Origin of the sequence: Mesorhizobium amorphae, from assembly GCF_014843845.1 — a bacterium.
GTDB lineage: Bacteria > Pseudomonadota > Alphaproteobacteria > Rhizobiales > Rhizobiaceae > Mesorhizobium > Mesorhizobium amorphae_A.
Genome location: NZ_JHQS01000011.1, coordinates 1 through 23,099, shown reverse-complemented (window position 1 = coordinate 23,099; position 23,099 = coordinate 1). Strand labels below are relative to the sequence as shown.

Genomic DNA, 23,099 nt, shown 5'->3' with positions numbered 1-23,099 from the left:
TCAGTTGATGCCGGCTAACCGGCGGGTTCCCTTCACACACTGTTTCGCCGCCTGGCGTCAGTGGGCCGCCGCTCGTTGTTCGAGCGTGCGGGCATATTGCGTCAGTGGAAAGCACATGACGAAGAAGATCAGCGCCACCAGCCCGTAGACCTTGAACGGCTCGAAGGTGGCGTTGTTGATGGCGTTGGATGTCCTGACCAGTTCCTCGAAGCCGATGATCGAGGTCAGCGCTGTCGATTTGATTAGCTGTACCAGGAAGCCGACGGTCGGCGCCCGGGTGATCGAGAACGCCTGCGGCAGGATGATCAGCCTCAGCTCCTGCAGATAGTGGAGGCCGAGGCTGGCGCCGGCATCCCACTGTCCCTGCGGCAACGCGGCGACGCCGCTGCGCCAGATCTCGGCCAGGTAGGCGCTGGCGAAGAAGGTGAGCCCGAGCACCGCCGCCGTCCACGGCTCGATGCGCAGGCCGAGCATCGGTAGGCCGAAGAACATCAGGAACAGCTGCATCAGGAGCGGCGTGCCCTGGAACAGCGCGATGTAGCCGGAAGCGATGCGCCGGCTCCACTTGTTCTTGGCGATCCTGAAGAACAGCACGACCAGGCCGACCAGCGCGCCGCCGACGAAAGCGGCAAGCGACAAAAGCACCGTCCAGCGCGCGGCGAGCAAGAGGTTGCGCAGAATATCCCAGAAGGTGAATTCGATCATGACACACCGGCTCCGAGAACGCGGCGTCCGCCTGACACCAGCAGCCGGCGCAGGCCCATCGACAGCGCCAGATAGACCATCGTCACCACGAAATAGGTTTCGAAGGCGCGGAAGGTGCGTGCCTGCAGCATGTCTGCCTCGTAGGTCAGTTCCCGCACGGCGATCTGCGACACGACGGCGGATTCCAGCATCATGATGACGACCTGGCTGGTCAGCGCCGGGTAGATCACCTTCAACGCCTGCGGCAGCACGATCTTGACGAACACCTGGCGCGGCCTGAGTCCGAGCGCCAGTGCTGCTTCCGTCTGTCCGCGCGGTACAGCGTCGAGCCCGGCGCCGACGATCTCGATCGTGTAGGCCGCCATGTTGAGCGTCATCGCCAGCATGGCGGCCAGGATCGGATCGAGCCTGATGCCGAGGCTGGGCAGGCCGAAGAAGATGAAGAACAGCTGCACCAGGAACGGCGTGTTGCGCATCACCTCGACATAGACGCCAATCGCCCGCTTCAGCAGCAGCGGGCCGTTTCGCCGGCCGGCCGCGCCGAGGATGCTGAGCAGCGTTCCCACGAACGTGGTCACGACGATCAACAGGATCGTCGTGGCCGCACCGCGCGCGATCGCGCCCACAGCACCCGCAAGCCAGCCGAAGTCGAGGCTGTAGCCCATGACGATAGGTCCCGTCCGGAATTGCGTAAAAACAAATACTTAGAGCGGGTCGGCGGTTCATCAAAAGCTGAACCGCTCTAAGTATCAACGACTCTGGCATCAATCCTTGAGGTTGTCGGGATTGAGCGGCGTCTTCAGCCAGGCCTTCGAGCTCTCATCCAGCTTGCCGTCGGCGAGCATCTTGGCGACCGCGTCGTTGACCGCCTGCTTCAGCCGGTCCTCGTTCTTGTTGAGGCCGATATGCGAAGGCGAAGTGAGCAACTGGAATTTCTGCTCCGGCTGCAGCGCGTCCTGCTTGGCCAGCACCTGGGCGCCGACATCGTTGCCGACCACCATCAACTGGGTCTGGCCGGAGATGAAGGCCTGGATGACGGCGTTGTAGTTGTCGAAGCGGCGGATGTCGGCCGAAGCCGGCGCAGCCTCGGTCAGCGAGGTGTCCTCCAGCGTGCCGCGGTTGACTGCGATCGACTTGTCGGCGAGGTCTTCCTTGCTTTTGACCGCAAGGGCGGCCGGGCCGATGACGGCGATGTAGTATGGCGCATAGGCGGCGGCGAAATCGATCACTTGCTCGCGCTCCTTGGAGTAGCCGACGCTCATCAAAATGTCGACGCGCTTGTCGGTCAGATACGGGATGCGGTTCTGGCCGGTGACGCTGACTAGGTTGAGCTTGACCTTCAGGGAATCGGCGATGGCCTGCGCAACGTCGATGTCATAACCCTTGATGCTCATGTCGGCGCTGGCCGAGGAGAAGGGCGGGAAATCGGAGAAGATGCCGACATTGATGGCGCCGGCCTTGGCGATGTCGTCCACCGCGTCGGCATTGGCCTGAGTGGTGAAACCAAAGCCGGTCGCGCCGAGCATCAGCACGGCGGCGATGGATGATTTGAGCTTCATGTGAAAAGTCATTGTCGTTCCCCTGCTGGAAGCTTGTTTGTTTGAGGCCGGCCGCCGGCTCCAGCGCGGCGGCCGCCTTCGATTTGTCTAGTGTCAGGATCCCTTGCTCGTGATCGCCGGGCTGAACACCATCAGGCTCAGGATCTCGAACAGAATCTGCGCGCCGACATGAGCGGTGTTGGTGGTCGCGTCATATTGCGGCGCCACCTCGACGACGTCGCCGCCGACGATGTTGAGACCTTTGAGGCCACGCAGCAGTTCGAGCACCTCGCGCGTCGTCAGCCCGCCGATCTCGGGCGTGCCGGTGCCCGGCGCGAAGGCCGGATCGACGCTGTCGACGTCGAAGGAGATGTAGGTCGGGCCGTCGCCGACAATCTTGCGCGCCTTCTCGATGATGGCGGGGATGCCGAGGCCGGTCACCTCCTCGGCATGCACCACGGTCATGCCGGATTCGTAGCTGAACTCCCACAGATACTCGGCCGCGCCGCGGATGCCGATCTGGATGGTGCGCGACGGGTCGAGCACGCCGTCCAGCACCGCGTTGCGGAACGGCCCGCCATGATGGAACTTGGTCAGGTCGAACAGGCCGCTGGTGTCGCAGTGGGCGTCGATATGGATCATGCCGACCGGCGCCTTCTTGCCGACCGCCTTCAGGATCGGATGGCTGATCGAATGGTCGCCGCCGACTGAAAGCGGGATCACGCCGGCATCGACGATCTGGTTGGTACGGCGCTCGATGTCTTCATGGCTGGTCTCCAGCCGGTAGCGGCTCTGGAACGGCACGTCGCCGATGTCGGCGACCCGAAGCTCATGCGTCGGAGCACATTCCAGGACGTGGTTGTAGGGGCCGATGCGTTCGATAGCGCGCAGCGCCCTTGGCCCGAAGCGCGATCCCGGCCGGTTGGTGACGCCGAGATCCATCGGCACGCCGATGATCGCCACCTGCAGGTCGCCGAAATCCGGATTCTCGGCGGCAATTTCGCGATAGGGTGCGGCCAGGAAGGTCGGGATGCCGGAATAGGGTGCCAGCCGCGTGCCGCTCTTGGAAAAGATCTTGTCGGCGACCTTGCGGAATTTCGGGTCGAACATCTCGCCGCCATGGCCCTCGCCATATTTGCGACGCAACGCTTCGAGCTTGCCGCGATCATAACCCATGTCGGTCTCCTCCTGTCTGAATGATGACTCGAAAGGCCTCGGCGACGCTTGGCGAACTGACCACCATCCGGCCGGACCGCTGTCCCGCTCTGGCTGCCTTCGAATTTCACGTCTTGATGCTGCTCTGCTGCAAAGTGTCCGGCAGCTGGATTGAAAAATCAATTGATATTGTTAGTGTGATTACTGTGAGAAAATCTCACAATCAATTTGGCGCGCGATCTTGTCCGAAAACCGGCCTCGGGATCGTGCTCTAGCGAGTGCCGATGGCCAAGCGTCTGCCCCCGTTGAATCCGCTGCGCGCCTTCGAGGCGACGGCACGCCATGCCTCGCTGACCAAGGCGGCGACCGAGCTCAATGTCACCCACGGCGCCATCAGCCACCAGATCAAGGCGCTCGAGCAATCGCTCGGCGTCAAGCTGTTCGAGCGCGCCGGACAGCGGGTGAAACTCACGCCGCACGGCGCCGAACTGCTGCCGGCGGTGTCGAGCGCCTTCGACGGCATCGCCGCCGCCACCCAGCGCATGACCAGGCCGGCCAGTGCCGGCACGCTCTCGGTCTCCTGCGTGCCGGCGCTGCTGCTTTTGTGGATGGCGCCCCGGCTCGGCAGCTTCATGTCGCAATATCCCGACATCAGGCTGACGCTTGTCCCGTCCAACGATCCCAGGGACATCCGCGCGCCGCATATCGATGTCTGCGTGCACTATGGCGACGGCAGCTGGAGCGACTGCTGGATGCGTAAATGGTCGGGTCTGGAATTGTTCCCGGTGGTCAGCCCGACGCTGATCAACAACCGTCCGATCCGCACCGTCCGCGATCTCGCGGACCATGTCTTCCTGCACGGCGATGACGGCCGCGAGTGGCATACCTGGCTGGCGGCCGCCGATGGGCTCGATCTGGAGCGCGGCCGCCGCCACCATCTCGGCGATGCCCGCACGGCGACCGAAGCGGCGGTGCATGGCCATGGCGTGGCGCTTGGCGATTCCGTGACGGCAAGCACGCTGCTCGCCAGGGGCCTGCTGGTCGCGCCGTTCAGCCTGTCGGTGCCGGCGGTCGACGATTTTTACGTCGTCTGCCGCAATGAGATGCGCTCGGCACCGATCGTGCAGCTGTTCATCGACTGGCTGTTTGCCGAGAAGGAACAGGCCGACGGCCGCGCCGACGCGCCGGTGGCCGGCCGCATCGGCATCCGCCGGAAGCGTCCGGCATTGCGGGTCATCGGCGCCAAGAGCGCTTCTTGAGGCCGTTTCAAGTAAACCCGGCGCTTGCGCAGCGGTCGCTTTTTGTCGGGCCAGGCCGCAAAGCGGGAGGCGCTTTCAAAAATTCAATGCTAAGAGGCATTTCGCGGGAAGCGAGCAGCGAAGGCGGCATCGAGATATGGCAAAGACCGATATAGCGCGGCGCGTCTACAACCACACCTGGAAGCTCGACCCGATCGTCCGCAGCCTGCTCGACACCGATTTCTACAAGCTTTTGATGCTGCAGATGATCTGGGGCATGTATCCCAAGGTGGACGCCACCTTCTCGCTGATCAACCGCACCACTTCGGTGCGCCTCGCCGAGGAGATCGACGAGGCGGAGCTGCGCGACCAGCTCGACCACGCCCGCACCTTGCGCTTCTCCAAGAAGGAGATGATCTGGCTGGGTGGCAACAATTTCTATGGCCGCAAGCAGATCTTCGAACCGGAATTCCTCGCCTGGCTCGAAGATTTCCAGCTGCCGGACTACGAGCTGTCCAAGCGCAACGGCCAGTATGAGCTCTCCTTCAGCGGCCCGTGGATGTACACGACGCTGTGGGAGATCCCGGCGCTGGCTATTATCAATGAACTCCGATCTCGCGCGGCCATGCGCGCCTTCGGCCCCTTCGCGCTCGACGTGCTCTACGCCCGCGCCAAGGCCAAGATGTGGGCCAAGACCGAGCGGCTGAAGGCCTTGCCCGGCATCCGCATCTCCGATTTCGGCACGCGCCGCCGCCATTCCTTCCTGTGGCAGCGCTGGTGTGTCGAGGCGCTCAAGGAAGGCATCGGCGAGGCCTTCACCGGCACCTCCAACGTGCTTCTGGCCATGGACAACGACCTCGAAGCGCTCGGCACCAACGCGCATGAACTGCCGATGGTGTTTGCAGCGCTCGCCAATTCCGAAAAGGAACTGAAACAGTCGCCCTACAAGGTGCTGCAGGACTGGCAGCGCTACTATGGCGGCAATCTCCTGATCGTGTTGCCCGATGCCTTCGGCACCGCCTCCTTCCTGCGCGACGCGCCGGACTGGGTCGCCGACTGGACCGGCTTCCGCCCCGACAGCGCCCCACCGATCGAAGGCGGCGAGAAGATCATTTCCTGGTGGCGCGAGAGGGGCAAGGATCCCAGGCAGAAGCTGCTGATCTTCTCCGACGGGTTGGAGGTCGAGACCATCGAGGAGACCTACCGCCACTTCAAGGGCAAGGTGCGCATGTCTTTCGGCTGGGGCACCAATCTGACCAACGACTTCGAAGGCTGCGCGCCGACGGAGACCAACAGCCTCGATGCGATATCGCTGGTCTGCAAGGTCACCGAGGCGAATGGCCGCCCGGCGGTCAAGCTGTCCGACAACCCGGCCAAGGCTACGGGGGACCTGAAGGAGATCGAGCGGTATCTCAGGATTTTCGGGGCGAAGGATCGCGTGGAGCAGCTGGTTAAGGTGTGAGGAGTCGGACGGCAGCCTGCGCCGACATCTGGTTTGATCCGGCGTCAGCGTCCGGGATGGCAAATTTGGATAGGCTGAGTTCCGTCGCGCCCCCCTCTGTCCTGCCGGACATCTCCCCCACAAGGGGGGAGATTGCGATCTCATCTCCGCCTTCGCCATTCGACGCTGCAAGGGAAGAGCCGGCGGCGAAAGCGCCAATCTCCCCCCAAGTGGGGGAGATATCCGGCAGGACAGAGGGGGGCGCCGTAGAGCACCGTCGTCACCGGTTAGCGCTTCTAACTCCTGCCCTCGCAATGCTTCCCACCCCAGCCTTCGCCCACGCTTCCGACCGCGGCCATGTCCTCCTTCTCCCGACTGGCTACTACGTCGCCGGCGGCGCGCTCGCCGTTGCCGCCAGCTTCCTCGTCCTGGCCCTGTTGCCGCCGGACACCCTCGATCGCTTCTGGCGCCGGCGCCTGCCGCTCTTCGCCTTCGGCAACAGTTTTCGCACGATCACCAGCCTGATCTCCTTTGCCGGCTTCGCAATCCTGATCGCCGCCGGCCTGTCCGGCAGCCGCGATCCGCTTTCCAACCCGCTGCCCCTCGTCATATGGACGCTGCTGTGGGTGGGCCTGGCCATGTTGCAGGGGCTGCTCGGCGATCTCTGGTCGTGGCTCAATCCCTGGTATGGGCCATGGCGCATCATCAGTCGCCTGATCGGGCGCGAAGACGAGGCGCAGGAAACGCGCCTGCCTGCCTGGCTCGGCTGCTGGCCGGCCGTCATCCTGTTCTTCGCCTACGCCTGGTTCGAGCTGATCGATCCGGCGCCCGACGATCCGGCGCGGCTGGCATTTGCCGCCGGCTTCTACTGGCTGCTGACGTTCATCGCCATGCTTGTTTTCGGCTATCGCGCCTGGAGCCGCCGCTGTGAGTTCCTGACGGTTTTCTTCGCCATGGTGGCGCGTTTCGCCATCCTTGAGCGCAATAAAGTCGAGCGCGATGAAGACGGCCGGCTCAATGTCTGCTGGCCGGGCGCCAAGCTGCGCGCGGCCGAGCCGCTGTCGGCAGGCGGCATCGCCTTTCTGCTGCTTGCCCTCTCATCGGTATCCTTCGACGGCCTGTCCAAAACCTTTTTCTGGCTCGACCTGTTCGGCATCAATCCGCTCGAATATCCGGGCCGCACCGCGCTGATCGGCGTCGGCAGTTTCGGCCTCGTGTTGACATTCGTGCTGCTGGCAGTGGCATTCCTGCTGGCCGTGGTGCTCGGCCAGCGCCTTGCCGCCAGCCGGCGTTCCCTCGGCGAGGCGGCAGGTCTGCTGGTCTGGTCGATCGTGCCGATCGCGCTCGCCTATCACATCGCCCACTATCTGACCGCGCTGCTGGTCGATGGCCAATATGCTGTAGCCGCGCTGTCCGACCCGTTTGCGCTCGGCTGGAACCTGTTTGGCACCGCCGGCATGCAGATCGAAGCCGGTATTGTTGCGGGTGCCGACTCGGCCTGGTGGCTGTGGAATCTGCAGGCCGGCATCATCATCGCCGGCCATATGCTCGCAGTGCTCGTCGCCCATGGTCTCGCCTGGCGGCTGCACCCGGTTCCGTCGCGTGCGGCACTCAGCCAATTGCCGCTCACCGTGCTGATGATCGCCTATACCGTCTTCGGCCTTTGGCTGCTTGCCACGCCGACAGCGGGATGACACAAGGCGACCACATCCCTTTGGGCAAACCTCGCTTGCCACGTCGGGGCTTTGGTGATTTAGTTTGTACACATGCAATTTCGGTCCTCCTGCAAGGAGTGACCCGCCTCGTTACAGCCATTGGTCAAAACTCAAAAAAAGGGGAACCTGCCGTGACTGACAAGAATGGGTTTTTCGATCTCTCCAAAAGCACGCTTAGCCGCCGCACCGCATTGAAGGGCCTCGCCGCCGGCGCCGGCCTCGCGGTCGCTCCGGGCTTCATCCGCTACAGCCAGGCGCAGAGCTCGGCACCGGTCAAGATCGGCTTCCAGTCGCACCGCACCGGCATCGGCGCCGCCTATGGCCGCTGGTACGAGAAGACCACCGCTGCCGCCGTCAAGGCGATCAACGATGCCGGCGGCATCAACGGCCGCCCGGTCGAGGTGGTGATCGAGGACGACGGCACCGATCCCGCCCGCGGCGCCGAAGTGGTCGGCAAGTTTGCTACCCAGCACAAGACCGACATCGTCTTCGGCACGCTGTTCTCGCATGTCGTCATCGGCTCGGCGCCCGCTGCCGGCGAGGCCAAGATTCCCTATTTCGTCGTCAGCGAAGGCCATCACGTCGCTTCGACCAAGCTCAACCGCTACGTCTTCCAGCCCGGCATCACCGACGTGAAGAGCCAGATCCAGTCGATGGCGCCGTGGATCGCCGCCAACGCCGGTAAGAAGGTGACGCAGATCTTCCCCGATTTCGCCTTCGGCTACGACCACCGCGACTACCTGCCGCCGGCGCTGAAGGCTCAAGGCGCGGATGTCATCGCCCAGATCGCGATCCCGCCGACGGAATCCTCCTTCACCAAATATTTCCCGCAGATTCCGGCAGAAACCGAGGTGATTTACCACGTCATGGTCGGTCCGGCGGTGCTCACCTTCGTCAAGGAGCTCGGCGAATTCTATGGCTCCAACCGGCCGCAGCTGTTCGGCTTCATGGATTCGCTGGAAGCCACCGACATCAACAGCCCCGGGCTGGAATTCCTCGACGGCAGCCATTTCTGGGAAGGCTCGCCTCGCTATGCGCAGCCGGACGATTCCGCCGCGCAGAAGGCCTACCGCGCTGCCGTCGGCATCGACGACAATGGTGCGGCCGTCGGCGATCCCAAGGATGTCTCCACCGCGTCGCACATGTTCGGCTGCTGGGAAACGCTCTACGTCGTCAAGAAGGCGATGGAAGATGCCGGCTACAAAGGTCCGGAAGATCGCGCCAAGCTGGTTGAGGCGACCGAGGCGCTGACCGAGTTCGCCGAGGGACCCGAGCACCCGCAGGGGCCGAAAACCTTCAACGGCAAGATCCACCAGTGTTTTGGCATCCAGAACATCTCCAAGGTCGAAGGCGGTAAGCTCAAGGTCGTCCACAAGACCAAGATCGAGGATGGGCTTTACGAGCCGGAAGGGGATTACACGACGCAGGCGCTGTGAGGCTTGGCCATTCCAGCCAGCGTGAGCCCCAAGCCACCCCCCTCTGTCCTGCCGGACATCTCCCCCTCATGGGGGGAGATTGGCTGTCTTCATCGCTTTCGCCAATCGCCAAGGCTGGTAGGTGGCCGCCTTCGCAGGAACTGCCAATCTCCCCCCTTGAGGGGGAGATGTCCGGCAGGACAGAGGGGGGTGCTTCGCGCATCCGCCGGTGCTTAGCCGATGCACTTCGGACCCCACCTCCTCCTTGCCGCCCTCGAAGGCCTCGTCACCTCCGCCGTGCTGGCGCTGACGGCGCTTGGCCTGTCGCTGGTGTTCGGCGTCATGCGCGTCGTCAACGTCGCCCATGGCGAGTTCTTCATGCTGGGCGCGGTGCTGGCCTGGGCGATCTCGACGGCGATTTCGGGCCACCCGGCGATCGGCTTCCTGGCCGCGCTGGTGCTGGCGCCATTGATCGTCGGCGCAATTGCGCTCGTCGCCGAGCGGCTGGTGCTGCGCCGGCTCAATTACAATCCGGAAGCCACCATCGTCGCCACCATCGGCATGCTCTACATCATCCAGCAACTGGCACTGACCTTCTACGGTCCAGAGGCGAGGCCGGTCGAACCGCCTTTCAGCTACCGCATCCTTTTGCCGTGGTTCGGCTATTCCGGCTACAAGCTGTCGGTCATCGCCGCCTCGGCACTTCTGCTCGTCGCGACATGGCTGGTGCTGACACGCACGAGGATCGGCCTTGTCATGCGCGCCACGCAGTATGACAGCGAGACGGCGCAGGCCTTCGGCATCCCCGTCGACCGCGTCTATGGCGGCGTCTTCGCGCTCGGCGCCATGCTGGCAGCCATCGCCGCGGTGCTGATCGTGCCGATCAGTCAGGCGCATTACCTCATGGGGCAGGATCCGCTGCTGCTATCCTTCATCGTCGTCATCATCGGCGGCCTGGGCTCGCTGCGCGGCACCGTCGTCGCCGCCGTGCTGATCGGCCTGTCGGACGGCATCATCTCGGTGTTCTTCTCGCCGACGCTGGCCAAGATCATCGCCACTTTCCTGGTCGCCATGGTGCTGGTGTTCCGCCCGCAGGGCCTGTTCGGGACGGAGTCGCGATGACCGAAGCTTCGCCGGCAAAGCCCTATGCGCTGCATCTCGGCGTCATCGCCTTGCTCTTTGCGCTCAGCTTCGTCCTGCCGGACTATCACCACGGCCTGCTCGCCCGCATCATGGTGCTGGCGGTCTTCGCCATGGGCTACAACATGCTGTTCGGCTATGTCGGGCTGCTCAGCCTCGGCCACGCCATGTTCTTTTCCGCCGGGCTCTATGGCGCCGGGCTAACCGTCTATCACCTGGGATGGAACGTGCCTGCCGCCTTTGCCGCCGGCCTTGCCTGCGGCGCGCTTCTGGCGCTGGTGATCGGCCTGCTGGCACTGCGCACCACGGGTGTCGCCTTCATGATCGTCACCATGATGTTCGCGCAGGTGTTTTATCTCGTCATCCTCTATTTCGCGTCATGGACCGGCGGTGACCAGGGTTTGGTCGTTCAGCAAGCGGCGCGCGTCCTGGTCCTCGGCTCAGGGTCGCTCGACCTGACCAACCCGACCGTACGCTACATGAGCGCGCTGGCATTGTTTTCGATCGTTCTGCTGGTCACGCTTGCCATCGTTCGCTCCAGATATGGCCGCGTGCTGGTCGCCATCCGCGAGAACGAGGAGCGGACGAAGATGCTGGGCTACGACACCTTCTCCAACAAGCTCATCGCCGTCGTCGTATCCGGCACCATCTGCGCTGCCTCGGGCGCCGCCTATGCGCTGCTGTTCGGCTATGTCGGCTCGAGCTTCGCCTCGGTACAGTATTCCATCCTGCCGCTGCTCTGGGTGCTCTTGGGCGGTGCCGCCACCACGCTCGGTCCGTTGATCGGCACGCTGTTCATGTACTATGTCATCGACATCACCAGCGGCTTCACCTCCGCCTATCTGCTGATCGTCGGCATCGCGCTCATCTTGCTGGTGCTGTTCTTCCCGAAAGGCATTCTGGGCAGCATACGCCAGCGCTGGCTTGGGTGGCTGCCATGATGCCGCTGCTGACCACCAAGGGCCTGTCGCGCAGTTTCGGTGGCCTGCGTGCCGTCGACGGCGTCGACTTCGCGCTGATGCCGGGCGAGATCCGCGCCGTCATCGGTCCCAACGGCGCCGGCAAGACCACCTTCGTCAGCCTGGTCAGCGGCCGCATCCAGCCCTCGTCAGGCATGATCGTCTTCGATGGCGCCGACATCACCAACCTGCCGGCCTACGCCAGGGTTCGGCTCGGCGTTGCCTACACCTTCCAGATCACCAGTGTCTTCGCCAACCTTTCTGCCTACGACAATGTCGCGCTGCCGGTGCAGCGCACGCTGACCGATGGCCGTTCGAAGGGTGCGGTGCGAACCGGCGTCATGGCGGCGCTCGAGCGCACCGGCCTCGCCGCCCGCGCCCACATGCCGGCCGGACAGCTCTCCTATGGCCATCAGCGCCTGCTCGAAGTGGCGATGGGCCTGGCGCTGAAGCCGCGCCTGCTGATCCTCGACGAACCGACGCAAGGCCTGGCCGACAGCGAGATCGACAATTTTATTCAGCTGGTGCGCGAAATCGCCAAGAGCGCCACCGTGCTGCTGATCGAGCACAACATGCCGGTCGTCATGCAGCTTGCCGACCGCATCACCGTCTTCAACGCCGGCAGGATTCTCGCCGAGGGCACGCCCGAGGCGATCCGCGCCAACGCCGAGGTGCAGCAAGCCTATCTGGGGACGACCCCATGATTGAAACACCGCCTGAGGCGCTGACCATCTCCGGGCTCGACTGCTTCTACGGCGAAGTCCAGGTGCTCTACGGCCTCGACCTCGTGCTGAACAAGGGCGAGGTGCTTTGCCTGTTCGGCCGCAACGGCGCCGGCAAGACGACGACGCTGAAGGCGATCATGGGCCTGGTTCCGGCAAGCGCCGGTTCGATCAGGCTCGACGGCAAGGAATTGACCGGCCTGCCGGCGCATGAGGTGCCGAAAGCCGGCGTCGCCTATGTCCCGCAAGGCCGGCGGTTGTTTGCCGAGATGACGGTGGCCGAAAACATCGAGATCGGCCTGATGGCGCGCGCCAAGGGCAAGGCGACCCGCGAGAACGTGCTCGATCTCTTCCCGCTGCTGCGCCAGCGGTTGAGACAACGCTCCGGTACTTTGTCGGGCGGCGAGCAGCAGATGCTGGCCATGGCCCGTGCGCTGTGTCTCGAACCGCAGGTGCTGCTGCTCGACGAGCCGACCGAAGGGTTGATGCCGTCGATGATCGCAAAGATCCGCGAGACGGTGGCCAAGCTGCGTGAGCTCGGCGTCTCGACCATCCTGGTCGAGCAGCGCGTCGACGCAGTGCTGTCCGTTGCCGACCGTGTCTGCTTCATCGAGAACGGCCGCAACCGCGAAACGGTCGATGTCGAGGAGCTGCGCGCCGACCCTTCCGCCGTCCGCCGCTATGTCGGCGTCGGCTAATCAGCCGAAGAACAGAAAGCCGGCGATCAAGAATGTCGGGATCAGCACAAGGCCCGACCACGCCATGTAGCCGAAGAAGCCCGGCATCTTGACGCCCCGATGCCTGGCGATGGCAAAGACCATGAAGTTCGGTGCATTGCCGATATAAGTGTTGGCGCCCATGAAAACAGCGCCGGTCGAGATCGCCGCCAACGTCAAGGCGGCTTCGGTCATTAGATGCTGCGGGTCGCCGCCGGCGAGTTCGAAGAACACCAGATAGGTCGGCGCATTGTCGAGGAACGACGACAGCGCCCCGGTCAACCAGAAATAGGCGAGGTCGTTGGGCTGGCCCGAGGGCGAGGTGACGAGCGCGACCAGCGGCGCAAGCGCGCCCGCATGGCCGGCCCTGAGAATGGCGATGACCGGCACGATGCAAATGAAGATGCCGGCAAACAGTTTTGCGACTTCGGCGATCGGGCCCCAGGTGAAGCCGTTTGCCTCGCGATGGCTCTTGTATGAGACGCGAAGTGACAGGAAGGCCAGCGCCAGGATGATGGTGTCGCGCACCAGGTTCTGCAGGTCGAGGCTGACGCCAAGGATGGAAAGGCTGATACCCGGCTTCCAGCTGGCGGAAAGCAGGATCGCGCCGATTACGCCGGCCAGCAGTGGCAGATTGGCCAGGCCGCGAAGCCGCACAGTCGTATCCGGCGTCGGATCCTTGATCTTCGGCGCGCCGCCTTCGCGGCGGTGCAGGACGATGTCGATCGCCAGGAAGACGATCAGCACCAGGCCGCCGACAAAAAGCGTCTCGCGCCAGAGATTGGTCGTGGTCCAGAAGAAATCGACACCGCGCAGGAAGCCGACGAACAATGGTGGATCGCCAAGCGGCGTCAGCGAGCCGCCAATATTGGAGACCAGGAAGATGAAGAAGATGACGACATGGGCGTTGAACGGCCGGTTGTCATTGGCGCGCAGGATCGGCCGGATCAGGATCATCGAGGCGCCGGTGGTGCCGATGACCGAGGCGAGGATGGCGCCGATCAGCAGCAGCATGGCATTGACCTGGGGCGTACCATGGATGTTGCCTGCAAGCAGGATGCCGCCGGAGATCGTGTAGAGCGCAAACAAAAGGATGATGAAGGACATGTATTCGGTGAGCAGCGTGTGCAGCACCGCTTCGCTCGCCAGGGGGATACCGAATGCGATCGCCAGCGGCACCACCACCAGCGCCGCCCACAGTGCGGTGATCTTGCCATAGTGGTGCTCCCAGATGTGGTGGAAGAGCAAAGGCCCGGTGGCGATCGACAGCAGCAGACCGGCAAAGGGCAGCGCCCACCACAGCGACATGGTCGCGCCGGGCAATTCATGGGCTTCCGCCGCGACGGCTAGTCCCGGAAACAGGAGAATGGCGCCGGCCAAAGTGCCTGCCGCCAGAACCGTGGACAATCGTCTGAAGCCCCCCCGATGCCCCACGGTCTAGTCCGAGGCCTGGTCTTCGAGCATCACGCCGGCTTCGCGCATCCGCTTCAGCATCGCCTCGACGGAGCCGTTGAGGTCGATGCCGCGGCAGGCGTCGAGCCGGACCGTCGTCTTGAACCCTTGCTTGACCGCATCGAGCGCTGAAAAGGCGACGCAGAAGTCGGTCGCCAGGCCCACCAGGGTCACGGTGTCGATGCAGCGCTCTCGCAGATAGCCGGCGAGGCCCGTCGGTGTCTCATGGTCGTTCTCAAAGAAGGCGGAATAGCTGTCGATCGCCGGGCGGTACCCCTTGCGGATCACCAACTCGGCCTTCGTCCAGGCCAGTCCCGAGTGGAAATCGGACCCTAGGCTGCCCTGGATGCAATGGTCCGGCCACAATGTCTGTGGCCCATAGGGCATATCGATCATCGTGAAGGGCTGCGAGCCCGGATGGCTGGAGGCAAAGCTCGAATGGCCGGCGGGGTGCCAGTCCTGCGTCAGCACGACATGCTCGGTTCGCCGGATCAGATCGTTGACTAAAGGCACGATCTCGTCGCCGCCGTTGACCGCCAGCGCGCCGCCCGGACAGAAGTCGTTTTGCAGGTCGATGACAACAAGCGCTTCGTCGGCCATGGGGCCTCCTTCTTCTCTGTCTCGGCTCAGGCTCCATCGCCGACGCGACCGGACGCAGAAACTTGACCAGATGGCTGGCGGCGTCAACCTCCAGCGCCATAACAATTGCGTGCCGGCCCGCACGACGCGGGCAGCGGTGCAAACTCTGGCTTTGACAATTCCTGTCGGCTTGATATCATTTGCATACGAATGAATTTGACCGGTCCGGACGCCGGCAGGATCCGTCGGGAGGCCCCTTCGAGGCGGCCCTTTTCTGGGAAGGTCCCTTTGTTTTGGAAGGTAGGGCGTGATTCGTTACGCGAAACCCACCACGGTCGACGAGGCGCTCGCTTTGCTTGGCGAGGATCGCTGGCGCATTCTTGCCGGCGGCACGGACTTCTATCCGGCGCAAGGCAGCAAACCTTTTCGCGACAATGTCCTCGACATTAACGGTCTGGCCGCGTTGCGCGGCATTGCCGAGACCGACAACCACTGGCTGGTCGGCGCGCGCACCACCTGGACCGATCTTATCCGATATCCCCTGCCGGCCGCCTTCGATGCCTTGAAGCAGGCCGCGTGTGAAGTCGGCTCCGTGCAGATCCAGAACGTCGCCTCCATTGCCGGTAATCTTTGCAACGCCTCGCCGGCCGCCGACGGCGTGCCGGGATTGCTGGTGCTCGATGCCGAGGTCGAACTGCGCTCGGCACAAGCGACACGTCATTTGCCCCTGCAGGAATTCATCCTCGGCAATCGTCGCACGGTCTTGCTGCCGGGCGAGATGGTCACCGCCATTCGCATCCCGAAACCCGCTGCTACCGGCACTTCCACCTTCGTAAAGCTTGGCGCGAGGCGCTATCTCGTCATTTCCATAGCCATGGCGGCGGCGCGCCTCGTTGTCGAGAATGGCATCGTCAGCGAAGCCGCCATCGCCGTCGGTTCCTGCTCGGCGGTCGCCAAACGTCTGACCGGCGTCGAAGCCGCCTTGCGTGCCCAGCCCGCGAACCATGCCCTCGCGGCCGCGGTGCAGTCCGCTCCAATGGACGAGCTTTCACCGATCGGTGATGTCCGCGGTAGCGCCGAATATCGGCAGGATGCGGCGCGCGAGATCGTCGCCCGCGCCGTGCTTGGCGCCATCGACCATTCAGCCGGCGGCAAGGTGGCGGCATGAGCAAAGCTCAGCCCAACATGAATAAAGCTCAGCCTGGCATGAGCGAGGCTCAGCCTGGCATGAGCCAGGCTCAGCCCGGGATGGGGCGCGCCAACATCGACTTCGAGGTCAACGGCGCCGCCGTCAGCGTCTTTGTGCCACCAGTGCGCCGTCTCTCTTCGGTGCTGCGCGACGATTTGCGGCTGACCGGCACCAAGGTCGGTTGCGACGCCGGCGATTGCGGTGCCTGCACGGTGCTGGTCGACGGCGAACCGGTCTGCGCCTGCCTGATGCCGGCGGCGTCGGCAGCCGGCGCGGCGATAGTCACGGTCGAAGGCCTGGCCAACGGAAAACTGTCGGCGCTGCAGGCCTCGTTCCTCGATCATGGCGCGGCGCAATGCGGCATCTGCACGCCCGGCCTGCTGGTCGCGGCAACCGCGCTTCTGGATCGGAGGCCGAATCCGACCGAGGTGGAAACACAGGATGCGTTGGGAGGCGTGCTCTGCCGCTGCACCGGCTACCGAAAAATCATCGCGGCGGTGATGGATGCCTCGCGCCACGTTGAAAGCCTCGACCACCGCATGCCGCAATCCGGTTCTGCTGTTGGCGCATCGCCGGTTCGCCTCGATGGCTTGCCCAAAGTCACCGGCGGCGAAAAATTCGGCGGCGATTCCTTCCCGGCCGATGCGCTGGCAGTGCTGGTGGTTCGCTCGCCGCACCATCACGCCCGGTTCACTTTCGGCGACCTGGATTCCTGGGCGAGGGCCCGTCCCGGCGTTGCCGGCGTCTTCACCGCGGCCGATATCCCCGGAAAAAACTGCTTCGGCGTCATCGGCCCCTTCGCTGACCAGCCGGCTCTCGCTGAAGGTTTTTCGCGCTTTCGCGGCGAGGCGGTGGCATTGGTCGCCGGCGAACGTGAGGCAATCCTTGATCTCGACTTGTCGGATTTCCCAATCGAATGGACCGAACTGCCGCATGTGCTGCAGCCATTTGAAGCACAGGCCGGTGGCGCCGAACTGATCCACCAGCACCGGCCGGCGAACCTGCTCACCTCCGGCTTTGTCGAACGCGGCGACCCGGACGCGGCGCTCTCCGGCGCCGTCGTCACCGTGTCGGGCGCCATCGACACCTCCTACGTCGAGCACGCCTATATCGAGCCGGAAGCCGGCTATGCATACATGGATGGCGACACGCTGGTCATCGTCGCCTGCACGCAGGCGCCCTACATGGACCGCGACGACACGGCAAAGGTGCTGGGTCTCGCCGTCGACAAGGTACGTATCGTGCCGACCGCCACCGGCGGCGGCTTTGGCTCAAAGCTCGATGTCTCGCTGCAGCCTCTCATCGGCCTGGTGGCGATGAAGACGGGACGGCCGGCAGCACTTGCCTATACGCGCAACGAATCGATGATCTCGACCACCAAGCGCCATCCGGCCGAGATGCAGGCGACCATCGGCGCCGATGCCGAAGGCCATGTCACCGGCATGGTCTTTGCTGGCGATTTCAACACCGGCGCCTATGCCAGCTGGGGCCCGACCGTCGCCAATCGCGTCCCGGTGCATGCCTCCGGCCCCTATGTCACGCCGAACTATCGAGCCGAAGGCCGCGCCATCCACACCAATGGGCCTATCTCAGGCGCCTTCCGCGGCTTTGGTGTGCCGCAGGCGACGATCATGCAGGAGACGCTCTACGACGAGCTGGCCGGCAAGCTGGGGATCGACAGACTCGATTTTCGCTTGAAGAACTGTCTTCGGAACGGATCCGAAACGGTTACTGGACAAAAATTGGACTCCGGCGTCGGCATTGCCGAGTGTCTCGAGGCGCTGCGGCCGCATTGGACGCGCGCCCTGGCCGACACGGAGCTGTCCAACGCCGGCAGCAGCACAAAAAGGCGCGGCATCGGCGTCGCGTCCTGCTGGTATGGCTGCGGCAACACCTCGCTGCCCAATCCGTCGACGATCAAGGTCGGCATGTCGTCCCAAGGCGAAATCGTGCTGCATCAGGGCGCTGTCGATATCGGACAGGGATCGAACACGGTCATCAGCCAGATCTGCGCCGACGCGCTCGGCCTGCCGCTCGAAAAATTCCGGCTGAAGAGCGCCGACACGGCGATTACGCCTGATGCCGGCAAAACATCAGCCTCGCGCCAGACCTTCGTCACCGGCAAGGCCGCCGAGAAGGCCGGCCGCGCCTTGCGCGAAGCGATCCTGCGCTTTGCCAACGTTTCGTATAAGGCGGCCATTGCGCTGGATGGAGCAAGCCTGACCATCCGCGAGGGCGAAGCGACACGGCGGATCGATCTTTCCCAACTGGCTGCTGATGCTGATGGGCTCGTCTTCGTCGCCTCGGAAACCTACGACCCGCCGACGCTGCCACTCGACGCCAAGGGCCAGGGCAAGCCTTACGCCGTCTACGGTTATGGCGCGCAGATCGCCGAACTCGAGGTCGACCTCGAACTGGGCACGGTGAAGCTGATCAAGATCACCGCCGCACATGATGTCGGCAAGGCAATCAATCCGTTGCTGGTCGAAGGCCAGATCGAGGGCGGCATCGCGCAAGGCATCGGCATGGCGCTGATGGAGGAATACATCCCCGGTCGGACCGAGAATCTGCACGACTATCTGATCCCGACGATCGGCGACGTGCCGCCGATCGAGACCATTCTCGTCGAAGTTCCGGACCCGGAAGGACCGTTCGGCGCCAAGGGGCTGGGCGAGCATGTGCTGATCCCGACGGCGCCGGCGATCCTCAACGCCATCAGACACGCCATCGGCGTGCTGGTCACCAAGGTGCCGGCAACGCCGAGCCGCATCCGTGCGGCGATCCGCGACAAGGAGGCACGCCCATGAGCGAGCTGGCCGAACGTTTCGAAACCCATGACCCCGGCGAGAAACAGGTGGCGGAAAAGATCCGCTGCGATGCCTGCCCGGTCATGTGCTACATCGCCGACGGTCGCACCGGCGCCTGCGACCGCTACGGCAATGTCGGCGGCCGCATCGTGCGTATGGATCCGTTGACCATCCTCGACCACGCGGCCGAAACCGGCGGCGCGGTCGTGCCTTTCGTTGCCGAGGGCGAGGCGTGGAACGGTGAACTGGTCAACACCGGTCGCCGCTTCGTCACCGCGATCGGTGCCGGCACCACCTATCCCGACTACAAGCCGGCCCCGTTCATTGTCAGCCAGGAGGTCGAGGGCGTCGATCTCGTCACCGTGGTGACGGAGGGCATCTTCTCCTACTGCGGCGTCAAGGTGAAGATCGACACCGACCGCCATATCGGTCCCGAAACGGCGACTGTGCGCACCGAAGGCGAGGCGATCGGCCATGTCACGACGGGCGAATACGGCTCGCAGATGCTGTCGCTGGGCGGCGTGCATCACCTGACCGGCGGCTCCAAGGCGGAAGGGCGCGCCACTTGCGATGCAATGCTCAACCTCTGCAACCGCAGCCCGGTCGAGCTCACCATCGACGGCGGGGCGATGGTTATCGTCGAAGCCGGCAAGCCGCCCGTCATCGACGGCAAGGTCGAGCACCGCATGCGCGTCGGCTGCGGCTCGGCCACCATCGGCATGTTCGCCACCCAGTGGCGCGGCCTGGTCGACGAGGTGGTGGTGGTCGACGACCATATCACCGGCGTCGTCTCCGAGCATCAGGCCGGCAAGGTGCTGGGCTGGCAGGATACCGGCATAAAGATCATCGGCCGCCGCTCGACGCCTGGCCGCTATTTCAAGGTATCGGAGCCTGGTCTCGGCTGGGGCGGCACCAGCATTTCCGACCCGCTGTCGATCCTTGGCGAGTGGAACGTCAAGAAGGGCGCGCGTCCCGGCCTGTCGCTGCTGATGGTATCGACCACCGGCGAGCAGTTCGCCTATTACGAGCTCGACGACGATCTGAAACCGGTCGAAAAGCCGTTCCCGGAACGGCTGCAGAAGTCGGTCGGTCTGATCGAGGAGAATTGCGAGCCGGCTTTGTGCACCGTGCTCTTCATCGGCGGTGCAGGCGGCTCGCTGCGCGCCGGCGTCACCGAGAACCCGGTCAACCTCACCCGCTCGGTACAGGGCCTGAAGACCTACGTCACAGTCGGCGGCGCGCCGGTCTATGTCTGGCCGGGCGGCGGCATCACGCTGATGGTCGATGTCACCCGCGTGCCGGAAGGTGCCTTCGGCTATGTGCCGACCCCGGCGCTGGTGGCGCCGATCGAGTTCACGCTGCGCCGCGACGACTATGTCAGGCTGGGCGGCTATGAGGCCGAGATCCGGAGCGTCGAGGACATCCTTGCCAAGGGCGGAGAATACCTCAATCCGCGTCGCGGCACCGGCGCGCCGGTAAGCAATCCCTGGCCGCCGCTGGCGCAATTGCGGCGCGCGGCGAACGGGGCCGGCTGATGAACGGCCCGCAGGCGTATTGGCTCGACGACGGCAGGCGGCTTCATCTCAATCATGGGCCGATCGACCTGATCATTGGGGTATTTGGCCCTGCCGAAGAATGCCAGGCCGCCTATGGTCAGGCGGTAGCGCGATTCCAGACCGTCCTGACCGAACTGGTGGAAGAGCTTGCAGAATTGCGCCGTCCGGCCTCGACAAAGCCACGCCTATTTGCCGGACCGGTGGCGCGTCGGATGGAAGCAGCAGTCGCGCCGCTGGCAAAAAACTTCATCACGCCGATGGCCGCCGTCGCCGGCTCGGTAGCCGACGAAATGCTGGCCGCGCTGCTAGCCGGCCGAAAGCTCGACCGCGCCTATGTCAACAATGGCGGCGACAGCGCCATCCACCTCGGCACCGGCCAGTCGATGACCCTCGCCATTGCCGGCACGGTGCATGGGCTGCAGGACCGGATCGTCATTCGCGCGGGAGACGCGGTACGCGGTGTCGCCACCAGCGGATGGCGTGGCCGCTCCTTTTCGCTGGGCATCGCCGATGCCGTCACCGTGCTGGCGAGAACCGGCGCCGAGGCCGATGCCGCCGCGACGCTGATTGCCAACGCCGTCGATCTACCCGATCACCCCGCCATCAAGCGCGAGCCTGCGCGCGACCTGGCGCCCGACAGCGACCTGGGCGACCGCCTGGTGACGACGGCGGTCGGCCCGCTTTCACCGGTAGAAATCGCCACTGCACTGGACAGCGGGCTCGCTGTCGCCGATGATTTTCGCCGAAATGGCCTGATATCAGCTTCGGCGATTTTCCTTGCCGGTCAAACCCGCATCAGTGGTTCCATGGCGCTTACAGCGCCCACGAAAATCCCAGGGAAGGAAGTTGCCCATGCCTGAGTTTCCGATCCGCAAGATCGCGGTTCTGACCGAGGAAATCTTTCATGACGGCGGACCGGCGGCGAAAGAGCCGCGCCGCCGCGCCGCGGCCCTGGCGCTGGTGAAGAACCCCTTTGCCGGCCGCTATGTCGAGGATCTGCAGAGCGCCATGGACGATCTCAAGCCGCTCGGGCTGATGCTCGCCGACCGGCTGATCGCAGCACTTGGCGGCGACGTGAAGCAGATCGATGGCTACGGCAAGGGCGCCATCGTCGGCTCCGCCGGTGAACTCGAGCATGGTGCTCTCTGGCACGTACCGGGCGGCTACGCCATGCGCGAGCGGCTCGGCGACGCCAAGGCGATCGTGCCGTCGGCAAAGAAGGTCGGCGCCTTCGGCGCGAAGCTCGACGTGCCGCTCGGCCACATCAACGCCGCCTATGTGCGCAGCCATTTCGACGCCATGGAAGTTGGTGTCAGCGACGGGCCGCGTCCCGATGAGATCCTGTTCTGTCTCGCCATGACCTGCGGCCCGCGCATCCACGATCGCATGGGCGGTCTGGCGGCCAAGGACATCAAGGCATGGGATGGGCTGCGGTGAGCGCCGGCGAGGAAGTCAGGCTCAAGCTGGTCGAGGCCGAGGAGCCCGAGGACAACGACTACCATCTGCAGGAGCAGGTCGGCTTCATCCTGCGCAAGGCACATCAGCGCCATGTTGCGATCTTCGCCGCCCATATCGCCGATCTGACGCCGCCGCAGTTCGCCGCGCTGGCCAAGCTGCACGATGTCGGCGAGACCTCGCAGAACCAGCTCGGCACGCTGATCGCCATGGATGCGGCAACCGTGAAAGGCGTCATCGACCGGCTGAAGGCGCGCGGCCTGGTTGAGCTTTCCAAGCACGAGGTCGACAAACGGCGCCTGCTGGTCAATCTGACCGCCGAAGGCCGCGATGCGATCGAGCGCTTGATCCCGCTCGCGCGTGGCATCACCGAGGAGACGCTGGCGCCGCTGTCGGCCAAGGAAGCGGCCACCTTCATGCGGCTGCTGGCCAAGCTGGCGTGAAGGAATTCCGGCCCGCTTGACGGCCTACAGAAAAAGCCCGGCGCGAGGCCGGGCTTTTTGCTGCGTTCTTGAGGAAGCGGCCGACGGATCAGTGATCCATGGCCTTGACGATCTCTTCCGTCATTTTCTTAGCGTCGCCGAGCAGCATCATGGTGCCGTCCTTGTAGAACAGCGTGTTGTCGATGCCGGCATAGCCGGAGCCGAGCGAGCGCTTGACGAACAGGCAGGTGCGGGCCTTGTCGACGTCGAGGATCGGCATGCCGTAGATCGGCGAGGCCTTGTCGTCTCTCGCCGATGGGTTGGTGACGTCGTTGGCGCCGATGACATAGGCGACATCGGCCTGCGCGAATTCGGAGTTGATATCCTCGAGCTCGAACACTTCGTCGTAGGGCACGTTGGCCTCGGCCAAGAGCACGTTCATGTGACCGGGCATGCGGCCGGCCACGGGATGGATCGCGTATTTGACGTCGACGCCATTGGCCTTGAGCTTGTCGGCCATTTCGCGCAACGCATGCTGCGCCTGGGCGACCGCCATGCCGTAGCCGGGCACGATGATGACCTTTTGCGCGTTCATCATCAGATAGGCGGCATCGTCTGCCGATCCCTGCTTGACCGTGCGCTCGATGCCGTCATCGGTAGCCGCCGCCGTTCGCCGCTGCTGCCGTCTCGCCGCCGAAGCCGCCGAGGATGACCGAGATGAACGAGCGGTTCATGCCCTTGCACATGATGTAGGACAGGATCGCACCGGACGAGCCGACCAGCGCGCCGGTGATGATCAGCGCCAGGTTGCCGAGCGTGAAACCGAGAGCCGCCGCCGCCCAGCCGGAATAGGAGTTCAGCATCGACACGACGACCGGCATGTCGGCGCCGCCGA

The 23,099-nt window shown here is 64.3% G+C and carries 20 protein-coding genes and 1 pseudogene; 14 read left to right on the top strand and 7 right to left on the bottom strand.

The window, feature by feature from the left end:
* Positions 1 to 57 precede the first annotated feature (57 nt).
* From DH08_RS05360 to speB, 4 genes are all read right to left on the bottom strand, one after another.
* Entirely contained in the window at positions 58 to 705 is a 648-nt protein-coding gene (locus tag DH08_RS05360) for an amino acid ABC transporter permease (protein WP_006201831.1), read from the bottom strand.
* A complete protein-coding gene (locus tag DH08_RS05355) occupies positions 702 to 1,370 on the bottom strand; it encodes an amino acid ABC transporter permease (protein WP_192178242.1) in 669 nt (222 codons plus the stop codon). Before DH08_RS05355 ends, DH08_RS05360 begins: the two co-directional genes overlap by 4 nt.
* A gap of 99 nt (positions 1,371 to 1,469) precedes the next feature.
* Positions 1,470 to 2,276 (bottom strand): transporter substrate-binding domain-containing protein, encoded by an 807-nt coding sequence (locus tag DH08_RS05350; protein WP_192178241.1) that lies wholly within the window; start codon positions 2,274 to 2,276, stop codon positions 1,470 to 1,472.
* A gap of 81 nt (positions 2,277 to 2,357) precedes the next feature.
* Positions 2,358 to 3,419: an agmatinase gene (gene speB / locus DH08_RS05345; protein ID WP_192178240.1), complete on the bottom strand. Its 1,062-nt coding sequence runs from the start codon at positions 3,417 to 3,419 to the stop codon at positions 2,358 to 2,360.
* A gap of 263 nt (positions 3,420 to 3,682) precedes the next feature.
* Between speB and gcvA the strand changes: the two genes are divergently transcribed.
* The 8 genes from gcvA (at position 3,683) to DH08_RS05305 (ending at position 12,726) form a co-directional block, all read left to right on the top strand.
* The gene (gcvA, locus tag DH08_RS05340) at positions 3,683 to 4,657 is read left to right on the top strand and encodes a transcriptional regulator GcvA (protein WP_192178239.1); all 975 of its coding nucleotides are present in this window, start codon (positions 3,683 to 3,685) and stop codon (positions 4,655 to 4,657) included.
* Between the two features lie 136 nt (positions 4,658 to 4,793).
* A complete protein-coding gene (gene pncB / locus DH08_RS05335) occupies positions 4,794 to 6,098 on the top strand; it encodes a nicotinate phosphoribosyltransferase (RefSeq protein ID WP_192178238.1) in 1,305 nt (434 codons plus the stop codon).
* Positions 6,099 to 6,391: 293 nt separating this feature from the next.
* Positions 6,392 to 7,771, top strand: coding sequence for a hypothetical protein (locus DH08_RS05330; protein WP_210328545.1), 1,380 nt, complete (start codon positions 6,392 to 6,394; stop codon positions 7,769 to 7,771).
* A gap of 152 nt (positions 7,772 to 7,923) precedes the next feature.
* The gene (locus DH08_RS05325) at positions 7,924 to 9,228 is read left to right on the top strand and encodes an ABC transporter substrate-binding protein (protein WP_192178237.1); all 1,305 of its coding nucleotides are present in this window, start codon (positions 7,924 to 7,926) and stop codon (positions 9,226 to 9,228) included.
* 219 nt (positions 9,229 to 9,447) lie between these two features.
* Positions 9,448 to 10,329 (top strand): branched-chain amino acid ABC transporter permease, encoded by an 882-nt coding sequence (locus DH08_RS05320; protein WP_192178236.1) that lies wholly within the window; start codon positions 9,448 to 9,450, stop codon positions 10,327 to 10,329.
* On the top strand, positions 10,326 to 11,288 hold the full coding sequence (locus DH08_RS05315; protein WP_192178235.1) for a branched-chain amino acid ABC transporter permease: 963 nt from the start codon (positions 10,326 to 10,328) through the stop codon (positions 11,286 to 11,288). The genes DH08_RS05320 and DH08_RS05315 overlap by 4 nt, the downstream gene beginning before the upstream one ends.
* On the top strand, positions 11,285 to 12,010 hold the full coding sequence (locus tag DH08_RS05310; protein WP_192178234.1) for an ABC transporter ATP-binding protein: 726 nt from the start codon (positions 11,285 to 11,287) through the stop codon (positions 12,008 to 12,010). Before DH08_RS05315 ends, DH08_RS05310 begins: the two co-directional genes overlap by 4 nt.
* A complete protein-coding gene (locus DH08_RS05305; RefSeq protein WP_192178233.1) occupies positions 12,007 to 12,726 on the top strand; it encodes an ABC transporter ATP-binding protein in 720 nt (239 codons plus the stop codon). The genes DH08_RS05310 and DH08_RS05305 overlap by 4 nt, the downstream gene beginning before the upstream one ends.
* Here DH08_RS05305 and DH08_RS05300 read toward each other — a convergent pair whose 3' ends face one another.
* Together DH08_RS05300 and pncA are read right to left on the bottom strand one after the other, a co-directional pair.
* On the bottom strand, positions 12,727 to 14,052 hold the full coding sequence (locus DH08_RS05300) for a sodium:proton antiporter (protein WP_428338285.1): 1,326 nt from the start codon (positions 14,050 to 14,052) through the stop codon (positions 12,727 to 12,729).
* A gap of 129 nt (positions 14,053 to 14,181) precedes the next feature.
* Complete coding sequence (gene pncA / locus DH08_RS05295) at positions 14,182 to 14,796, bottom strand: bifunctional nicotinamidase/pyrazinamidase (protein WP_192178232.1); 615 nt, start codon at positions 14,794 to 14,796, stop codon at positions 14,182 to 14,184.
* Between the two features lie 286 nt (positions 14,797 to 15,082).
* On the opposite strand from pncA, the gene DH08_RS05290 reads away from it, so the two are divergent.
* Genes DH08_RS05290 through DH08_RS05265 form a run of 6 tightly spaced genes read left to right on the top strand, consistent with a single transcriptional unit; the run spans position 15,083 to position 22,225 of the window.
* Positions 15,083 to 15,943 carry an FAD binding domain-containing protein gene (locus DH08_RS05290; RefSeq protein WP_192178231.1) on the top strand — a complete coding sequence of 287 codons (861 nt, stop codon included), beginning with the start codon at positions 15,083 to 15,085 and terminating at the stop codon, positions 15,941 to 15,943.
* Between the two features lie 59 nt (positions 15,944 to 16,002).
* Positions 16,003 to 18,771 (top strand): molybdopterin-dependent oxidoreductase, encoded by a 2,769-nt coding sequence (locus DH08_RS05285; RefSeq protein ID WP_246800690.1) that lies wholly within the window; start codon positions 16,003 to 16,005, stop codon positions 18,769 to 18,771.
* On the top strand, positions 18,768 to 20,306 hold the full coding sequence (locus DH08_RS05280; protein WP_192178230.1) for a 6-hydroxynicotinate reductase: 1,539 nt from the start codon (positions 18,768 to 18,770) through the stop codon (positions 20,304 to 20,306). The genes DH08_RS05285 and DH08_RS05280 overlap by 4 nt, the downstream gene beginning before the upstream one ends.
* Positions 20,306 to 21,187: a UPF0280 family protein gene (locus DH08_RS05275; protein WP_192178229.1), complete on the top strand. Its 882-nt coding sequence runs from the start codon at positions 20,306 to 20,308 to the stop codon at positions 21,185 to 21,187. Before DH08_RS05280 ends, DH08_RS05275 begins: the two co-directional genes overlap by 1 nt.
* Entirely contained in the window at positions 21,180 to 21,764 is a 585-nt protein-coding gene (locus tag DH08_RS05270; RefSeq protein ID WP_192178228.1) for an amino acid synthesis family protein, read from the top strand. Before DH08_RS05275 ends, DH08_RS05270 begins: the two co-directional genes overlap by 8 nt.
* Positions 21,746 to 22,225, top strand: coding sequence for a MarR family winged helix-turn-helix transcriptional regulator (locus DH08_RS05265; protein ID WP_192178227.1), 480 nt, complete (start codon positions 21,746 to 21,748; stop codon positions 22,223 to 22,225). Before DH08_RS05270 ends, DH08_RS05265 begins: the two co-directional genes overlap by 19 nt.
* 88 nt (positions 22,226 to 22,313) lie before the next feature.
* Here DH08_RS05265 and DH08_RS05260 read toward each other — a convergent pair.
* Positions 22,314 to 23,099, bottom strand: a pseudogene (locus DH08_RS05260) (NAD(P)(+) transhydrogenase (Re/Si-specific) subunit beta); the annotation flags it as partial.